Below are 18159 nucleotides of genomic sequence, written 5' to 3'. Positions count from 1 at the left end.
CGGCTTTTAAGGATTATTATGTTAGAGAATATCTCAAGTACAAAAGTAGCTGGTGGTTGGCATAAGCAATATACTCACCCTGCAACAAGTACACATTGCACTATGCGCTTTTCGGTGTTTTTACCACCAGGTGCAAGTGAAACAAACAAAGTACCGGTACTTTATTGGCTATCAGGTTTAACCTGTACCGACGAAAATTTTATGCAAAAAGCCGGTGCATTTAAAAAAGCAGCAGAGCTAGGCATTGCTATTGTAGCGCCTGACACCAGCCCGCGTGGCGAAAACGTACCCAATGAAGACAGTTACGACTTTGCACAAGGCGCAGGCTTTTACGTAAATGCCACGCAAGCTCCTTACAACACCCATTTTAATATGTACGATTATGTTGTTAGTGAATTACCAGCATTGATTGAACAACATTTTCCGGTAACAAGCACAAAAGCAATTAGCGGTCACTCTATGGGCGGGCACGGTGCATTAATGGTCGCACTTAAAAACCCGACTGCGTTTGTAAGTGCCTCGGCTTTTAGCCCTATTGTAAATCCGATTGAATGCCCTTGGGGTGTAAAAGCATTTACTGGTTATTTAGGAAATGATAAAGCGCTTTGGAAGCAATACGACAGCTGCGAGCTGATGAAAAACGCAGAGCAAGCTAATTACTTACCTATGTTAGTGAGTCAAGGTGATGCCGATGGTTTTTTACAAGAGCAACTTAAGCCAGAAAACTTAGTCGCTATTGCAGATAAAAAAGGCTACCCGCTTACACTTGAAATGCAAGCAGGCTACGACCATAGCTACTTTTTTATAAGCAGCTTTATTGACCAACACTTATTATTTCATCATCAGTTTTTAACTGCTTAGACTCATTAGTGTGTAGAGATGACTTTTCTACCTCTACACACTCTTTTAGACTTTTAGTGACCTGCCTACATACTTGCGTAGTAGTGCTTCCCCCTTTAACTAGGCTAACAAGAGCCGAATCTATCTTTAATCCCATATCAGTAAAGTTAAATCCGTTTTTATCTGTAGGTACTGGCTCTAGTGGGTTTTTATAAGGTGTTGACTGCGCCGGGCTAATACTATTTTTATCATTACGCGCCTGAGATTGTGCTTGCCCATCAATAATAGCGCCCGCAACTGTACAGCCAGAAAGGCAATAAAAAAACAAAAGTACAATAATTGTTTTCATCATTCATCCTAAACAAAATATTACCTAAATTGTATACGTTTTTTATTGTAACTCTGTAAAAAAATGTAAGTATTACTACCTAAAATCATTTATAAACTTTCTTGTAACACCCACCAGCTGCAATATAAAAAATGGTGATCCTAAATAACCTAAAATTTTATTAATGGTAGGTTGTAAGTGTTCTGTGAGAAATTCAGGAAATAAAAAAGCAAAAACAGATAACCCAGCGCAAAATAGTAACGCTGTTTTTTCATGCTTAGTGGGTGTACTTAATGTTTTATCTAAAGGCAAAAGGTTCACATAGGTGTCTTTTAGGTATGATAAAAGAATACGGGGCTTTAAAACTCAGATCAAATTAACTATCGCGTAAAATAGTAATAAAAACATGTAAAAGTTTCCTCAATAATTTTTATTAAACTCAGCTTCCTACAATAAACCATTGATTATTAGTTATTTATGCAATGGCCCGCTGCTTGCTTATTATTAACAAAATTAACCCGCATAGGCTCAATAATGGAAATTGATTTACAGTGGAATGAAATCATCGATAACTTAATACATTTAGGTATTGCATACCTACTTGCGCTACCTATGGCTTACGACAGAGAGCGTAGCCATGATGGTGCAGGCCTTCGTACCTTTCCTCTTGTTGCTGTTGCATCGTGTGGGTATGCATTAATAGCTATGTCGGTTTTAGATGGCGCAGAAGCTCAATCTAAAATGTTGCAAGGCATCATTACTGGCATTGGTTTTATTGGCGGTGGCGCAATTTTGAAAAATAACAAATCAACCTCCGGTACAGCAACCGCAGCCAGTATTTGGAATATGGGCTTAATTGGTATAGCTGTAGCCTATAGCCGTTACGAAATAGCCATTTTGCTCGCCATTATTAATTTTATAACGCTAAGGTATGTAAAAAAGTTTAAGTGATAATTAGCTGTATCATTACAAGTAATGCGAGCAAATATTGGTCGTATTACGTGTGTATAATCACTGGCAAAATATAAATACACGGTTTCAATTTGATACAATATAACATATAATAAATACAGTTTTAAATCACTCTATATAGCTCTCTTATGCCGCTACCTTCAACCGATAACCGCTTACATCATATTGATATATTACGGGGCATTATAATTATATTTATGGTTATTGACCATGGTATGTATTATTGCCTTAATTACTCAGTTACCGATCCGATGACCATTCCAGGGACTGATCCCGTTACCTTTTTTACGCGTTTTGTTTCTCACTTTTGCGCACCACTCTTCGTATTCTTAGCAGGTCTATCTGCGGCAATAACAGAGCATAAATATGTATCCACTAAAGCATTTTCACAGAGCTTGATTATTCGTGGTTTAGTGCTAATTTTGTTTGAATTTACTATTGTTTCGTGGTCTTGGAGCTTTAACCCATTATACTCAATGCTATACGCACAAGTTATTTGGGCTATCGGCTGGGGCTTTGTTATTTTAGGACTGCTGCGTTTCCTGGGCATTTATGCCATTTTTGTAGCAGGTTTATTACTCGTGTTTGGGCATAATTTATTTGATGGAACAAGCTTTGAGCCTAATACATTTGCACATACTGCTTGGTCTATTGCACATCAAAAAAATGTACTTGATCTCCCTTTTGATTTTCAAATTAGAACAACCTACCCAGTTGCCCCCATTGTTGGCTTAATGGCATTGGCATATTGCGCTGGTGTTTATTACAAAGCGCAACAATACAGTAAAAAAGTGATGAATCACGCATTGTTATTAGGGGTTACTTGCCTTGCGCTTTATGGCATTTTACGTGGATTTAACTTATACGGTGATATGTCACAGTTTGCTATACATACAAGCTCATTACTCACTGTTATGTCGTTTCTAAACCCAACAAAGTATCCGCTTTCGCTGCAATTTATGTTACTTACTGTTGGCCTTGGGCTTATTTCTTTAAAAGCATTAAATGGTTTAAAAACCGATTTTTCGCATAACTTTTTACAAGTACTGGGTAAAACAAGTATGTTTTCATACCTTGTGCATTTGTATTTATTACATGCTATTGCTTGGTTAATTATACCTATTCTTGGCTTTAATTTTAGCGATATGACCTACGCAGATACTCTCGTTGGTTTGCCTGAAGGTTATGGCATGAGTTACACAGCAACACTTTTATTTATAACCGTTGTAATAGGACTAACAACCCTACTCGCTAAGCGATACATTGTTTGGAAGCGAAGCCACAAACATACCTTAATTGCTAAATATATATAGCGTTTATACAAATTAGCACAAAATAATAGACATTAAAAAAGGCGCTTAAAAAGCTGTCTCTTATACACAAATTCCTGCTAAGAAATTAGCGGGGATTTTTTTGAACTAAATCTCAATGTCATGATCAGATCTTCAAATCTTGTTTGAGGGCACATTATGATTAACGAACATACTCATTGGGCAAAACAACAATTCGGTAAATCGGACTTAGGTGATCCAAGAAGAACAGCGCGTCTGGTAAAGTTAGCATCAACGCTTGCAAATGAACCAGGAAAACCACTTGTGAACATCACTCAATCCCCCGCCGATATGGAAGGTGCCTACCGCTTTATTCGCAACGAGAATATTGACGCAACGGCTATAGCAGAGTCAGGCTTTAAAGCCACGGTTGAACAAGCAAAAAGTCATAACTTATTGCTCGCATTAGAAGACACGACCACACTAATTTATAAGCATTCCTCCATTCGAGATGATTTGGGTCATGTCGGACGAGGAGCAAAACAACGAGGCTTGTTAGCTCATAGCGTATTACTGTTTGCGCCAGACACAAAGCAAGTTGTGGGATTAATTGAACAGTCTCGCTGGAGTCGTGATATCAACACGATTGGAAAAAGAGAAAAACACGCGACGACTTCTTACGAAGAAAAAGAAAGTTACAAGTGGGAGTCAGCGTCACGAGCGATGGCAGAGCGGCTGCAAGGACAAATGGCGAACGTGATATCGGTGTGTGACCGCGAAGCGGACATCTACGAATACTTGCAGTATAAACTGACCGAGCAGCAACGATTCGTCGTACGCTCGATGCAAAGTCGTCATATTGAAGAAGGTGAGGATAAGCTCTATGCGTTTGCAAGCGAGCTGATGAGTGCAGGCACCAAACACATCCACATTGCACAAAAAGGAGGAAGAAAAGCCCGAAGCGCAACACTGGATATCACCTATGCGCCAGTGACACTCAAAGCGCCTTACAATAAGAAAGGACACTCCCTCCCAGTTTACTATGTCGGCTGTACAGAGCGAGGAAACGCTAAGAACGGCTTAAGCTGGCACCTATTAACCAGTGAACCAGTCACCAGCAAAGAAGACGCCTTAGCTATCATCACCTACTATGAGCACCGTTGGCTTGTAGAGGAATACCATAAAGTCTGGAAAAGTGATGGTACGGATATCGAAAGTTTACGCCTTCAAAGCCAAGATAACATGGAAAGATTGGTGACGATTAATGGCTTTATTGCGACGCGAATATTGCAACTAAAGTTCACCAATGAGCAGCCTGATTCTCCAAGTTGTGAACAACTGTTATCTCCCAAAGCATGGAAGTTATTGTGGTTAAAGAGAATAAAAACACCATTGCCTGAAACTGCTCCAAATATGTCATGGGCGTATCAGGAACTGGCAAAGTTAGGAGGCTGGAAAGATACCAAGCGCACAGGGCGTGCATCTGTGAAAGTGTTATGGAAAGGATGGCTTAAGTTACAAGCCATCCTGGAAGGCTACGATTTAGCAAAATCTCTTGAGTCAGACTTGTGATCAAGAGACAGCTTAAAAAGCGCCTTGCTAACAAGTATGTGTGCTTAAAACATATCTTGATAGGGGTTTGTTGTGCTAAACGTAATTGCTTTTTCAAAGCCTGGTAAATGAATACTTTGCTCGTCTATTACAATGTCGTTGTCGTCAATAAGTCCGTCGCCAAAGCGATAAATAAGCTCGTACTGGCCTAAATCTGCTTGCGTTTGATACGTTTTCTGCGAAGCGCTAACCACACTATTTTTCTGTGTGTAACTAGTCATAACATCATCGCCATGGCGCTTAGCAAGCATTTGCATTGTTACTTTTGGTGAAAGTACGGTAGCTGTTGCATTGTTACCGCCAAAGCCTTTTGAATTTATAAAAGCAATATCCATATCAGCGCACTCGTAATGGCTATTACGAATATCAAGATGGTCGCTATAAACATCATCAGCCACTTTATCAATAGTGGTAATACCCGGCATAATATTATGACTAAATATGCCTAACGCAATCGCTAACTGGTCACCACTTGCAGGTGCAATAGTATGGCCAACATACGCTTTTGGCGCTGTTACTTTCCAGTTATCAATAACAAACGTTTGCGCTACTTTGTGATAAATCAAAGACTCTGTTACACGGTTTTGCGGTGTACTAGAACCATGAGCTAAAATAAAGCTACGTTCTTGCAGTGCTTCTTTACCTAATAAGCTGCTAGCAAGTGCGGCTGATTTTGCCATTGTAATATAGTTACCAGGTCCAGGTGATGTAATCGACTTTTTAACGCCATCTGCATTTACAAACACATCCGGTACGCTGCCCATAATATCAGCGCCCAACTCAAGGGCTAAAGCATCATCCATTAAAATAGCAACTTGCGCGCCTTCACCTAATGTAAAGCCACAGTTATCGCCAAATGGGCGGCTGCTATTACGGTAATCAGGTTCTTCATCATTTGATAAGTTATCTAAACGGCGCAAACCTTCAACGTTTGCAAGTGCGCTCATGTTACCAAAGCCTTCTACAACTTCTGGTGTAATAGCACACTCAACACTTGCGACAACCGCAACGCGTGTACGCCCTGCTTGTATGTCATTAACCGCTGCACGTAAATTATATAAAAACGTTGCACATGCGCCCGAGGTCGAAAACGTAGTACCTACATTGCCCGTAACATAGGCATTAATAAAATCGGTAGACATTGTATTTAAGCCCAGTGCTAACTGCTTAGTGCTAACACGGTCGCCTTGTTGGCGCGCTTTTACTAAACCACCTAGGCCTTTGTCGTCCATTTGGCCAATTACCGATGCTGAATAGGTACCAATTTTATCTGGCTCTACGCTATTCATAATATGCTGCCAATCAAGCCCAGTTGATTTAATCGCATCAGTAGCTGCAAAAATAGTGGCTTGCAAACCACGAGGCTGATAGCGGCTGTTATACATAACTGATGGATCAAACCCAGTCGGAAATTGCCCAGCAGATTTAATTGGGTTATCGCGTGTTGAGTCATGCTTTACGTCTAAGTCGGCTGCAATAGTTACTTTAACTTTTTTGCCTTCAAGCTCTTCAACTTGCCAGCTAGCTGGAACAGGTGCAGGTAAGTCGCGAGCACGCGTTTCAAACACAATTGCGTTATCGCTTGATGCGCTCAGTGTCATTTTTTGCTGCCACGGTGTGGCATCGGCATCAAAGTGTTCTTTTTCAATTTTACGAATAAGTGTACCGGCAATAATCTGCTCACCAAAGCGTGCTTCTATGTCGCTTTGCTCAACATTATTACCTTGTGTATCTTGTAATTGGCCGTTTACAACACTTACTAGATTCATCAGTGTGGCGAGGCCTAAAAATGTTTCACTGCGATCTTGAGCATTTAAACTATTTAACACGATACGGCGATAACCTTGATGAAAAGAAGTACGGCCAGCAGCGTTAATGCCACCCATGCCTACTATAACGGGTAATGCAGTCATAATTTACCTTTAAAAAGCGTGTTATTAGAAGAACAGGCAGTTTAAATGGATTACGCACTATATATTGTGCTTTAATAGCCAAATATTCAGCACAAAAGGCCAAAACGTACTGGTCGGAGCATTTATATGACTGAAAAAAACACTAATCCACCATTAAACATTGCTATAGCGGTTTATCCGCACTTATTAGTTACCAGTTTAACGCTGCCTATTGAGATGTTAAGAGCCGGCGAAGCCTTTGCTAGAGGCCATATTGATAAGCAAAGTTTTAGACCGCTTGCTATAAATTTAGTGGCTAAAAATGCTGAATCTGTAGCTACTCGCGTAGGCCTTGCGATAATTCCTGATTGCATAACAACTAATGCGCCCTACAGCGATTTAATTATAGTGCCTGGTATTTGGCGAAACCCACGCCCTGTAGTGCGTACAAATCAAGACGTAGTTGATTGGCTAAGCGAGAGCTTTAGCGCAGGCAGCCATATAATTGGTGTAGGCACTGGCAACTGCTTAGTAGCTGAGGCTGGCTTACTTGATGGGCACCCTGCTACAACCCATTGGCACTACGCCAATCAATTTAGCCACGACTACCCGTTAGTGCGTTTAAAACCCGACTTTTTTATAACCCAGTCAGAACGCATGTACACCGTAGCAAGCCTTAATGCCCTTGCAGATGTGATCGTACATATTATTAGTCAGTATTATGGCAAAGCTGCAGCGCAGCATGTTGAGCGCAATTTTTCCCACGAAATACGTAAACCCTACGAAGATCAACGCTATCTCGAGGGTGCAGTTGACCGCCACCCCGATGAGCTAATTGCGCAAATTCAATTTTGGCTAAAAACGAATTTAGCCACCGAGCTAAACTTGCAAGAAGTCGCTGCCCAATTTAGCTTAAGCTATCGTACTTTTACGCGGCGCTTTAAAGCAGCTACCAACCAAAGCCCTATTGAGTATTGGCAACAGTTACGCGTAGAAGGTGCTAAAGAGTTGCTCGCTTCGTCAAATTTATCAATTCAGGAACTAGCGTTAGAAGTAGGCTATAATGATCAAGGTCATTTAACGCGAATATTTAGAAAAATATTGAACCAAACACCCAGTGAGTATCGTAAAGTAGTGAGAAAAAAATTGTTTGGTTAATACTTTAAAAACAAGCCAAGCTACTGTATTAATATAAACCATTAACTAAAACACAAGGAAGTTGGAAATATGCATGTAAATTTTAGTGAAAATTTACTATTAGATATTGAAGCAGAGACTGATCTCAAAATTAGACTAACTCGCTTGCTAGCACTTATTCGTAAACACCTTGATATGGACGTTGCTTTTATTTCTGAGTTTAAAGACTCTAAACGTATATTTAAATTAGTAGATACCAAACGCCCTAACGAGATTGTAAAAGTAGGTAATTTTGATCCCATAAACGAAACCTACTGTAATAGATTAGCCAATAATGAACTAGATAATATAATACCTGACACCAGTAAAAATAGTATAACCCGCGATATGCCGGTTACTAAAAAGCTTAATATTGGCGCTTATATTGGGGTGCCAATTACCTTATCTAACGGCGATATTTATGGCACATTTTGTTGCTACAACGAGCAAAAAGACGACACATTAAACAAGCGTGATCTGGCGTTTTTAAATTTAATTTCAGATCTGGCTTCACAGCTTATTGATACACAAATACAAGACAATGAAGCAAAACAAATTATTAAATCTAACGTACTTAATATTATAAACACAAACAAGATTGAAATTTACTACCAGCCTATATATAGCTTAAACACAAATAAAGTTTCGGGTTACGAATCCTTGTCTCGCTTTTTTGTTGAGCCCTATAGAACACCTAACATTTGGTTTGATGAAGCAGCACAGTTTGGTTTAGGTGAAGCCCTAGAAATGTTGGCAATAAACAATGTTTTAGGCAATATGAGTCATTTCAATAAAGAGGTGTATGTGTCAATTAACACCTCTCCAGAGCATATACTAAGTGGTGCCGTTGCCAATGCATTAGCTGCTATTTCTGATTGCAGCAATATAGTATTGGAGGTAACCGAACACTCTCCTATTGCCAACTACAATGAAATGTTAACGGCACTCGCGCCACTGCGTAAAAAAGGCATACGCCTAGCTATAGACGATGTTGGTGCAGGGTATTCTTCTTTTCAGCATATTTTGGAGCTACAAGCAGATATTATTAAGCTTGATATTAGCCTTACCCGAAACATTAATAGCGACCGTCGAAAATATTTATTAGCTAAAGCATTATGCGGATTTGCTAAAGACATTGGTTGTAATATTATTGCCGAAGGCATAGAAACACTAGAAGAAATAAACACCCTCCGCAAACTAAATGTCGATAAGGTTCAGGGCTATTATTTAGGCCGCCCACAAGCACTTTGCGATGCTTTAGTGCATCAAAAATTAGTATTAAGTTAGTTATAAACTTAATTATAAAAACGCCACTTTATAAGTGGCGCTCTGTTTCATTTTCGCTCTTGCGATAATAGCGCTTTGAATAAATTTTAACTTTAGTGTGCACACCTTTACTTAAGCTTTTAAACTTAGCTTCAAGCACATCAACACCGTATAAAATACCGACCACCAGCACAGAAAGCTTAATAGCTGCGCCCAAGTTTTCGGTGGCTATCATTACGCCAATAGATGCCAGCACCCAAATAGTTGCTGCCGATGTTACTCCTACCACAGCGCCGTCTTTAGCTAGCATTACGCCTGCGCCCAAAAAGCCAATACCAGTAATTATTTGTCCCACTACGCGAGAGTGGTCAATTACATCGCCTTGTAAATTAAACGCAGTGGATAAAAACAAATACGTGCCCAGCGTTATTAGGGCTGATGTACGAATTCCTACAGGTTTGCCACGCAATTGGCGCTCTATTCCAATAATGGCACCGCAAAAAGCCGCAGTACCAATAGCTGCCCATGAATACGGGGCTACATCAATTAAATCTAAAAAAGTCACTGTTAACCTTATATTTTATTAGCTATAGCCACCGCCGTTCTTAAACGTTGGCTACCAAACGCTGACATTTTACTAAAATCACTTCGCGCAATAGGTACATATTGGCAATCGATTGCGAGCTGTTTATCGTTACCTGGCTCACAAAACGGATCGTGAACATACACGCAGTGCTCATCAAGGTGCGTAACACACACCCAGTGTGGCGATTTTTTACCATCAAAACTGTATGTACTAATTAATAACAGCACACTAAAGCCTTTACTTAACCACTGCTCAATATGCTCAAGCTCTACATCTTTATGCTTAAGCGGTATATTTGCTTGCGCTATACCATCTACAAATTGCTGGTGTACGGTAGCTAACACCACTTTTTTGTTCTCGTTACGTACACCATCTAAAAACAAAGGCTCTGTGGTATTAACCATTACCTCGCTTTTAAAACCCCGCTTGTTAGCGGCAATTGCCAAACCAAACGGGTGGCAACCACCGTGACCCGAGGTCATAAAAATGGTGGTACCTTCACGCCAAAGTGCCAGCTCATGTGATTGAGTAAGCTCAGTTGTTGGCTCAAGTGCACCCATTGCCATTAATAGCGCAGCAGGCCCACAAGTAAACTCGGTAGTTTGCTGATACCACGGCGTTAAACGCGCCACTTTTAACTCACTCGTTTGTCGAATGTTTTTTTGCATTCGTAGTGCGTCACTGTGGTCATCGTAATAATCGCTATATTGACCAAACACTCTGTAACCTAAGCTTTTATAAAGCCCTATCGCACCTTCGTTATTTACAGCCACTTCTAAACGAAGGTAAATACGCCCTCGCTCATACGTTTCTTTTTCAAGGCTAGTAAGCAATGCCTTTGCAACGCCCTTACCTTGCATTGTGGGTTTTACAGCAAGCGAATATAAACGCGCTAAACGCGTCCCTTTATGGCACCACACTAATCCATATCCACATACTTGCTCGCCATTTTGGGCAACGAGTAAAATACCGTGTTTTGCACTAAGCCAGCGTTTTAGACTACGCGGACTTAATTTATCGTTATTAAAGCAAGCATTTTCAACGTCAATCAGCGCATTTAAATCACTGCTAAGCGCCTTTCGAATAACAAGGTTGCTCATGTTATTACCCACGGCCTCGTGCTTCTAAGCGTTGTTTAAACTCATCCATAATGATCATGTATAGCTCGTCGCCTAAATAGCCGTCTTCTACTTTGTGATCAATACTTGGGTTGTCGTTTACTTCAAGTACATATGCTTTGCCTTGATGCTCTTTAACATCTACGCCATATAAACCCCTACCTACCGTTTTACACGCTTTTAATGCTGCATCTAACACCGCTTTTGGTAACTCAAAGGTTGGTAATGTTTCAAAGCCACCTGAGAAAAAACGTTTCGCGTCGTGGTTATAAATTTGCCAATGGTTACGCGCCATTAAATAGCGGCATGCATAAATTGCACGGCCATTTAACACACCCACTCGCCAATCGTATTCGGTATACATGTACTCTTGTGCAAGCACTAATGCGCTATATTCAAACAGCTCTGTAAGCTTAGCGGCAAGCTCATCACGGTTTGATACTTTAAACACACCTTTTGAGAACGACCCTTCAGGCATTTTTAAAACAAGCGGATACGTAAACGCTTCTTCTAATTGCTCAAGCGTTTCATTTGCTTGATCAGCCACTACAACCGTTTTTAAACTTGGCACTTTTTGATAATTAAATGCATCGTGTAAATACACTTTATTACAACAACGTAAAATAGACTCAGCATCGTCAATAACCACTAAACCCAGGCTTTGCGCTTTGCTTGCAAGGCGATACGTTGGGTGGTCAATCGCTGTAGTTTGGCGAATAAATAACGCATCAAACTGGGCAAAGTTATCAATTTCGTCAAAGCTTAATGCTTGTGCATAAATACCGTGTTTAGCCGCAGCTTTAATAAAGCGTGCAATGGCGTCTTTATCACTCGGTGGCACCTTTTCATTGTGATCAACAAGTATTGCCATATCCCAGCGAAAACGACGTCGCTCCGCAGTAATACGCCATTGCGTTTGGGTAAAGTTATTCAACTTAGCTACAAAATCGCTGTACTGTTGCTCATCTAATGACGATAACGACCCTTGTTGTAATAAGCCTTGTTCATCAACAAATAAAATAGGCGCTGGGTATTGTTTAAATACCGACTTTGCCGCTTTTGATTGTAAATCGTTTTGGGCAATACCAAAGTAAAGTGTGCCGTCTATTTGGCCCACATTTAACATAGGAGCTTGGCCACTACGAAGTGCATTAATGGTTTTTACACTGGGTAAAACTTGGTGCTTGCGCGCCTCAGCAAGTAACGAGCAATAGTAACCTTTGCTCAAGTATTGGCTTGAGTCGCACAGATTAATAATGCGTGTTTTTGGTTCGTTATGTTTTGGGTAATCACGTAAGTAGGTATTAAACGTAATTACATTTTCGAACGATTGAGCAAGCGTTTGCTCGTTGTTATCAACCACAATTAAGGTTTTAAACACGACTTTTCCTAGTTAAGTCAAAATATAAAAAGCATGCTTAATAAAATACTAAGCATTATAAATAGAAACACCCATCGTACTAAGTGGGCATTGCGCGAATCACTTAATATGATGGGTGCTTTAACAGGTACCTACTGTACGAGTTAGCGCTTAAATTGCTTAAGCGACATGTGCTTTATATGCCCTTTTTTAAAAACGCACAAACGAGATATTTTTAGCGTGAAGATGAAAAATATTGATTAACTAATAATGCAGATTAAAATACGCAAAACAATATCTTATGAGAGTTAAAAATGTCGCTGCCTGCTTGCCCAAAATGCCAATGTGAATATGTTTACGAAGACCAACAACTGCTTATATGCCCTGAATGCGCTTATGAATGGAACCCAAATACTGCACACGATGAAGACGCAATTTTAGTAAAAGATGCCAACGGCACTTTACTTAATGATGGCGATAAAGTGACCGTAGCCAAAGATTTAAAAATTAAAGGCAGCTCGCAAGTAATTAAAATTGGCACAAAAGCGGTAGTTAGACGTGTACTTGATAAAAAAGATCATGAACTTGATTGTAAAGTAGATGGCATTGGCGAAATGATGGTAACAGCGAAGTTTGTGAAAAAAGCTACCTAAAATTGGATATTTAAAATATAGGATGTTAGATGAGATGTTTGGATGGCTTTTTAATAATTGCTTTTTATAATAATTAGTATGGGGGTCATACTAATTTCACTCAGAGATTACCTACTTGTTAGCTGTATATTGCGTTAACAACAAAAATTTTCGTAAGTCTCGCTCTTTTCTCATTACGTGCAAAATATATACTTTATCGTTATCTTTTTTGTAAAATATACGACAAGGATTCACGACCAGTTCAAGATAATTTAGGTTAGCTAACTCAATTGGTTTTTTACCTGATTCAGGAAAGGGTTCGAGACGTTCAACTTTTTCAAATATTTTGGAAACCAATTTTTTCGCTGATTGCAAATTGCTTAATGCGATATATTCAGCGATATCGTTAAGATCATCCAAAGCTGGATTAGTCCAAATTATTTCAGCCATTTATTCATTTTATCTTTAGCTTCAACATTCGACATGGTTTCACCACGACTTATTGCCTGCTCTCCTTTTGCAAGAGACTCAAGAATTTGCATACGCTTTTGCATAAATTCATAATCATCAACATCTACTAAGTATGCAGATGGTTGTCCATGTTCAGTTATCAACACAGGTTCTTTAGAGGAATGAAGTTCAGATAATATCTTCGTTGCTTGACGCTTCAATGTTGTTACTAGTTCTACTCTCATAATAATCCCCAAACAAATGTATCACTATAGTAGCACCGAGTAGCCAACTTGGGAAATACAACTAACGAGGCTGTATAACCACTAAAATCAATTAAAAAGGAAGCACCTAACGTCAACCCTGCTCATTTTTAAACTATTAGGTACTTCTCATTATATGCCTTTGTACAAATTGAAGTACACACCACGTTACGCTATAAAAGCATTGCTGTAGGTTGGATAAATGGTGAAGCCATGCCATCCGACAATCAATTTATGAATATAAATAAGCGTTTATTTCGTTAGTATAGCTCTGCCAGCAAACGCTTCTCTTAAAAACCAAAGCTTTATAAGATCTCTACCACAACATATTCGTGGGCTTTACCTGCAATTGTTAACGTAATTTCATCATCAATCTGTTTATTTAATAACTGCTTACCCATTGGTGCGCCGGGTGTTACAACAGCAATTGCATGTTGTTTAACATTTACGGTTAAACCACCAGCGGCTGGGCCTAAATAAAACCATTTTTGGGCTGCGTTATCATCTTCTAAACATACCAGCGAACCGATAGCTATTTTGTCGGTTGGCTTTTCGTTAAAGGCAGGTTCGAACAATTCTATGCTTTTATAGCAATCGTTTACGCGCTGGGCTTGGCCTTGAGCTAAATAAGCGGCTTCGAGCCCTAGCGTATCGTATTTATTTTCGGCTATGTTTTCTTCATGTGTGGCGGTGTCGTGCGCAGTTTTTGCCGCTACTTTTGCTGTTGTAAGCTGCGCTTCTAGCGCAAAACGAAGGTGTTCGATAACGTGGGTTTTATTCATGGGGATTAATACAATACTGGCAGTAAAAATAAGGCTGTTAGTTTAACATTTTTGCTAGGCTTAAAACCATTGTTTTAAACCCCCGCAAGTTTGGTGGGAATACTAGCGGGGCTTAAATTAGCATTAAACAAGCAAAGAGCTGTTGGTTGGTGCAGCTCTTTGCTTGTGCTTTATTAAAAACCTTATGGCATATCTAATAATGTTTGCGTGTGGGCATCTACTTTAACTTCGTAGTTTTTAGCGCTTAAGCCCAATAGCTCCGGCAAGGTTGCCGCTATACAAATAGACGAGAACGTACCAACTACAATGCCGGTAAATAATGCAATAGCAAAGCCTTGCAGTGGTGCGCCTGCAAGTAACCAAACGCTCGCAACCGTTGCAAGTGTGGTACCCGACGTTATTAAGGTGCGCGTTAGTGTGCTTTTAATCGCATTATTAATAATAGTCGCTGGGCTAAGTACATTGTTTGATTGAACACGTAAAAGCTCGCGTACTCTATCCCCTACTATTATTGAGTCGTTAAGTGAATAACCAATAATAGCCAGTAAGCTGGCCAGCACGGTCAGGTTAAACTCAATTTGTAATAGTGAAAATAACCCAAGAACGAGTATTAAATCGTGCACTAGCGCAACCACAGAGCCGAGTGCTAAGCGCCATTCAAAACGCACTGCAAGGTAAATCATTACCGCAATCATTGCAGCAAACATGGCTAAACAACCCTGATCAAATAACTCATCGCCCACTTGTGAGCCAATATAGGCCGACGATAAAACCTGTGCGTTTATATCATCGTTTTGTGTAACAGCGCTTTGCCAATCCAGGCTATTAACTGTTGTTGATGCACTTGGTGCTTCTCTTAGTTGAAAATGGCTATTACCTTGCGCAGTTAGCTCAAACTCACCGTTGTGATTTTTAGCAATAAACGATTGAAGCTCTTTTAGTTCAACACTTTGGCTGGTTGTAAACTCAGTTAAATAGCCGCCGGTAAAGTCTAAGCCGAAATTTAAACCTTTTTGCGTAAGCGTAAATACTGATAGCAACACTAATATGGCGCTTAAAAGCATGCCAATAAAACGTAAACGTGTACCCTTTTCACCTTTCAAAAAAGTGTTAAGCATGTGCTTTTACTCCTGCTTTTTTACCCATTTTTAAATACAACGTTTGGCTTAATATTTTTGATACATACACACCTGTAAATACAGACGTTAAAAGCCCCAGTGCCAATGTAATGGCAAAACCTTTAACGGGCCCGTAGCCTATGCCATATAAAATAAGTGCGGTGATCATGGTGGTTATATTGGCATCAAATATTGTATTTGCGGCTTGTTTATAACCCTCTTGAATAGCTTGATATGGTGCACGGCCTTGGCGACGTTCTTCTTTAATGCGTTCAAATATTATTACGTTCGTGTCTACCGCCATACCTATGGTTAACACCAGGCCTGCAATACCCGGAAGCGTTAACACAACCCCTGGTAATAATGACATTAAGCCCACAAGCGACGTTAAATTTAATATAAGTGCCACGTTTGCAATAAGGCCTAAACGACGATACCAAAGCGCCATAAATGCAAGCGTAATACCCATGCCTAACATAAGCGCGGCTAAGCCATTACTAATATTTTCGCTGCCGAGGCTTGGCCCTATTGTTTGTTCGTGCACAATTGTAACGGGCGCTGTAAGCGAGCCTGCACGTAGTAACAATGCCAGATCGGCTGCCGCTTGCTGGCTTTTCATATTGGTAATACTAAAACGCGAACTTAAATGCTGAGCAATATTGGCAACATTAATAACTTCGCTTTTTTTAACGACTTCGCCTTTAGCGTTTTGAGAATACTCAGAGTAAACCGTCGCCATTGGCTTACCAATATTGGCTTTTGAAAATGCCGACATTGCATCCCCGCCTTGGCCGTCTAGGCTTAGCTGTACCAGTGGTTTACCCCAATCGTCGCGGCCTATGTTTGCATTATTAATATGATCGCCTGTAAAAATTGGCACAGGATCGAGCTTTATGGTCCCGCCCGATTGCATATTAAATGTTTGCCCGCCAATTTCTTTTAATTGATAAAAACCAAGCGATGCTGTTGCACCAATAATACGTTTTGCTTCGGTTGGATCTTGCACGCCCGGTAGCTCTATACGAATGCGATGTTTGCCTTGTTGCTGTGTTACCGCTTCGGTAATGCCTAACTCTTCAATACGTGAACGAAGGGTTGTGAGTGTTTGCCCCATTACTTCTTTATCAAAGCTGCTTCGGCCTTGCTCTGAATAACTAAATTTGGCAGTTTTAACGCTGCCGTTATTGCTTGTTACAACGGCTAAATTGGCAAATCGGCTTTGTAGCTCTTCAATAACGGGGGTTAACTTGTCTGTTGCATTAGGCAATGCGTTTATTTCAAACCCGTGCTGAGTTTGCTGCGCTTTTACGCCATGTGCTTTTTGTTTAATAATGATTGATTTAGCTTGTTGATACGCACTGACTAACTGCTCATCAACGGCTTTATCTAAATCTACGTCTAGTACAAATAGCACACCGCCATTTAAATCAAGGCCCAGCTTTATTGGTGATAAACCAAAATCTTGTAACCATGTAGGGCTGGTTGCATGCTCAACAATTTTAACTTGCGTGTTTGGGTATTGCGCTTTTATAGCCGCTTGCGCCTGAGCGCTTTTAGTTGGCTCGTTTAAAAGTACATTAATAGTTGATTGCTTATCTAAGCCCTGCTCAACCTCTAACCCTTGGTTATTTAAAAAAGTAACTAAGGTTTTAGTGCTTGGTAAAGATTGTGTTTCGCTGTGCGGCACGGCACTGATATGCAACCACGATTTATTTGGATATAGGTTTGGTAATGCGCTAATAGCTAATAAAACCAATACTATTAGCATGGCTATATAGCTTAATTTGAACTTAGCCGTAGACGGCTTTTTATCTTTTTTAAAACTTAACATGTTGAATCCTTATTGCCAGCAAAGCTAGCAACGTACTTTTTAAAAGCACAATTAATCTGCAGGCTAAAACTTTAAAAGTTAAAACCTAATAAAATTAAATAAGGAAAATTAAGCGTGGTAGGTAGTTACAGCTCTGTAGAGTAAGTTTACGTCTTTCCAGCCACTCAAGCGCGACTTTTTACTATTAGTTACAAGCGTATACCAAGGCTGTATAGGATTAATCGCTCTTGGTCGTAAGAATATATGCCTAACAAGGTTTTGAGCAAAAAATTCAAAAACCACATCGTATTCTGGCTCACTTTGAACAGTGTGCAAAAACAATGATGAATTATTGGCTGTTAACCTTGGTTGGTGCGCGTCAAAATCGGTTTGATGCGTTTTTTTATGCTGCGAAGTATCTACAGACTTACTAATAGGCTGTATTTTAGTTAAATCGGCAATATCAGTAAGCGAAACCTGCGTACTAATATTGATATTTAAATTTTGTGAGGCGCCCATAGCATTGCTCTGCACACTAAAAAGTGCAGCAAGTAGCAAAAAGGCAGTTAAAAACACTCTAAATTTAAACATTCACGTTTTAAAACTAAAATAAGGGATGCGTAGTATATAAGGGCTAGTATTTGAAATACAATAGCCCTTAGCTATTTACTATCTAATTTAATT

19 protein-coding genes are annotated in these 18159 nt (G+C 39.9%); 7 read left to right on the top strand and 12 right to left on the bottom strand.

What is annotated here, in order from left to right; all coding sequences use genetic code 11:
* Nucleotides 1–18 precede the first annotated feature (18 nt).
* Entirely contained in the window at nucleotides 19–861 is an 843-nt protein-coding gene (gene fghA, locus ABX891_RS09130) for an S-formylglutathione hydrolase (protein ID WP_354629341.1), read from the top strand.
* Here fghA and ABX891_RS09125 read toward each other — a convergent pair.
* Both ABX891_RS09125 and ABX891_RS09120 read right to left on the bottom strand, forming a co-directional pair.
* Entirely contained in the window at nucleotides 815–1189 is a 375-nt protein-coding gene (locus ABX891_RS09125) for a hypothetical protein (protein WP_354630130.1), read from the bottom strand. The two genes, fghA and ABX891_RS09125, sit on opposite strands and share 47 nt — an antisense overlap.
* A gap of 75 nt (nucleotides 1190–1264) precedes the next feature.
* A complete protein-coding gene (locus tag ABX891_RS09120) occupies nucleotides 1265–1489 on the bottom strand; it encodes a hypothetical protein (RefSeq protein WP_354629340.1) in 225 nt (74 codons plus the stop codon).
* Between the two features lie 213 nt (nucleotides 1490–1702).
* Between ABX891_RS09120 and ABX891_RS09115 the strand changes: the two genes are divergently transcribed.
* The 3 genes from ABX891_RS09115 to ABX891_RS09105 all read left to right on the top strand — a co-directional run bounded on the left by ABX891_RS09115 (nucleotide 1703) and on the right by ABX891_RS09105 (nucleotide 4983).
* The gene (locus ABX891_RS09115) at nucleotides 1703–2119 is read left to right on the top strand and encodes an MgtC/SapB family protein (protein ID WP_002960738.1); all 417 of its coding nucleotides are present in this window, start codon (nucleotides 1703–1705) and stop codon (nucleotides 2117–2119) included.
* A 149-nt stretch (nucleotides 2120–2268) separates the two neighbouring features.
* Nucleotides 2269–3453, top strand: coding sequence for an acetyltransferase domain-containing protein (locus ABX891_RS09110; RefSeq protein WP_165743549.1), 1185 nt, complete (start codon nucleotides 2269–2271; stop codon nucleotides 3451–3453).
* Nucleotides 3454–3609: 156 nt separating this feature from the next.
* Complete coding sequence (locus tag ABX891_RS09105; protein ID WP_024598303.1) at nucleotides 3610–4983, top strand: IS4 family transposase; 1374 nt, start codon at nucleotides 3610–3612, stop codon at nucleotides 4981–4983.
* A 44-nt stretch (nucleotides 4984–5027) separates the two neighbouring features.
* Here ABX891_RS09105 and ABX891_RS09100 read toward each other — a convergent pair whose 3' ends face one another.
* The gene (locus tag ABX891_RS09100) at nucleotides 5028–6935 is read right to left on the bottom strand and encodes a beta-ketoacyl synthase (protein WP_354629339.1); all 1908 of its coding nucleotides are present in this window, start codon (nucleotides 6933–6935) and stop codon (nucleotides 5028–5030) included.
* Between the two features lie 126 nt (nucleotides 6936–7061).
* Between ABX891_RS09100 and ABX891_RS09095 the strand changes: the two genes are divergently transcribed.
* Together ABX891_RS09095 and ABX891_RS09090 are read left to right on the top strand one after the other, a co-directional pair.
* Nucleotides 7062–8072, top strand: coding sequence for a GlxA family transcriptional regulator (locus ABX891_RS09095; protein ID WP_354629338.1), 1011 nt, complete (start codon nucleotides 7062–7064; stop codon nucleotides 8070–8072).
* A 69-nt stretch (nucleotides 8073–8141) separates the two neighbouring features.
* Nucleotides 8142–9377 carry a sensor domain-containing phosphodiesterase gene (locus tag ABX891_RS09090; protein ID WP_309168734.1) on the top strand — a complete coding sequence of 412 codons (1236 nt, stop codon included), beginning with the start codon at nucleotides 8142–8144 and terminating at the stop codon, nucleotides 9375–9377.
* Between the two features lie 28 nt (nucleotides 9378–9405).
* Here the strand turns inward: ABX891_RS09090 and ABX891_RS09085 are convergent, their stop codons facing one another.
* From ABX891_RS09085 to ABX891_RS09075, 3 genes are read right to left on the bottom strand one after another with little or no spacing between them, the layout of a single operon-like run.
* Nucleotides 9406–9921 carry an MgtC/SapB family protein gene (locus ABX891_RS09085; RefSeq protein ID WP_024605988.1) on the bottom strand — a complete coding sequence of 172 codons (516 nt, stop codon included), beginning with the start codon at nucleotides 9919–9921 and terminating at the stop codon, nucleotides 9406–9408.
* 8 nt (nucleotides 9922–9929) lie between these two features.
* On the bottom strand, nucleotides 9930–11042 hold the full coding sequence (locus ABX891_RS09080) for a peptidase C39 family protein (protein WP_354629337.1): 1113 nt from the start codon (nucleotides 11040–11042) through the stop codon (nucleotides 9930–9932).
* Nucleotides 11043–11046: 4 nt separating this feature from the next.
* Nucleotides 11047–12441 (bottom strand): RimK family ATP-grasp domain-containing protein, encoded by a 1395-nt coding sequence (locus ABX891_RS09075; protein WP_354629336.1) that lies wholly within the window; start codon nucleotides 12439–12441, stop codon nucleotides 11047–11049.
* Nucleotides 12442–12734: 293 nt separating this feature from the next.
* Between ABX891_RS09075 and ABX891_RS09070 the strand changes: the two genes are divergently transcribed.
* The gene (locus ABX891_RS09070; protein ID WP_309168731.1) at nucleotides 12735–13073 is read left to right on the top strand and encodes a zinc ribbon domain-containing protein YjdM; all 339 of its coding nucleotides are present in this window, start codon (nucleotides 12735–12737) and stop codon (nucleotides 13071–13073) included.
* Between the two features lie 111 nt (nucleotides 13074–13184).
* Here ABX891_RS09070 and ABX891_RS09065 read toward each other — a convergent pair whose 3' ends face one another.
* The 6 genes from ABX891_RS09065 to ABX891_RS09040 all read right to left on the bottom strand — a co-directional run bounded on the left by ABX891_RS09065 (nucleotide 13185) and on the right by ABX891_RS09040 (nucleotide 18066).
* Nucleotides 13185–13502: a type II toxin-antitoxin system RelE/ParE family toxin gene (locus ABX891_RS09065; RefSeq protein ID WP_354629335.1), complete on the bottom strand. Its 318-nt coding sequence runs from the start codon at nucleotides 13500–13502 to the stop codon at nucleotides 13185–13187.
* Nucleotides 13490–13747 carry a type II toxin-antitoxin system Phd/YefM family antitoxin gene (locus ABX891_RS09060; protein WP_010555056.1) on the bottom strand — a complete coding sequence of 86 codons (258 nt, stop codon included), beginning with the start codon at nucleotides 13745–13747 and terminating at the stop codon, nucleotides 13490–13492. Before ABX891_RS09060 ends, ABX891_RS09065 begins: the two co-directional genes overlap by 13 nt.
* Before the next feature lie 323 nt (nucleotides 13748–14070).
* Complete coding sequence (locus ABX891_RS09055) at nucleotides 14071–14547, bottom strand: GreA/GreB family elongation factor (RefSeq protein ID WP_007582643.1); 477 nt, start codon at nucleotides 14545–14547, stop codon at nucleotides 14071–14073.
* A gap of 182 nt (nucleotides 14548–14729) precedes the next feature.
* The gene (gene secF / locus ABX891_RS09050) at nucleotides 14730–15665 is read right to left on the bottom strand and encodes a protein translocase subunit SecF (protein ID WP_354629334.1); all 936 of its coding nucleotides are present in this window, start codon (nucleotides 15663–15665) and stop codon (nucleotides 14730–14732) included.
* The gene (gene secD, locus ABX891_RS09045) at nucleotides 15658–17496 is read right to left on the bottom strand and encodes a protein translocase subunit SecD (RefSeq protein ID WP_165742960.1); all 1839 of its coding nucleotides are present in this window, start codon (nucleotides 17494–17496) and stop codon (nucleotides 15658–15660) included. The genes secF and secD overlap by 8 nt, the downstream gene beginning before the upstream one ends.
* A 108-nt stretch (nucleotides 17497–17604) precedes the next feature.
* Nucleotides 17605–18066, bottom strand: a complete 462-nt coding sequence (locus ABX891_RS09040) for a hypothetical protein (RefSeq protein WP_165721524.1) — start codon at nucleotides 18064–18066, stop codon at nucleotides 17605–17607.
* Between the last annotated feature and the right edge of the window lie 93 nt (nucleotides 18067–18159).

The organism is Pseudoalteromonas sp. NCIMB 1079 (assembly GCF_040567695.1).
In the GTDB taxonomy this organism is placed as follows: Bacteria; Pseudomonadota; Gammaproteobacteria; order Enterobacterales; family Alteromonadaceae; genus Pseudoalteromonas; species Pseudoalteromonas distincta.
Note: the sequence above shows the minus strand (reverse complement) of the source record. Positions and strands in the feature narration are given on the sequence as shown.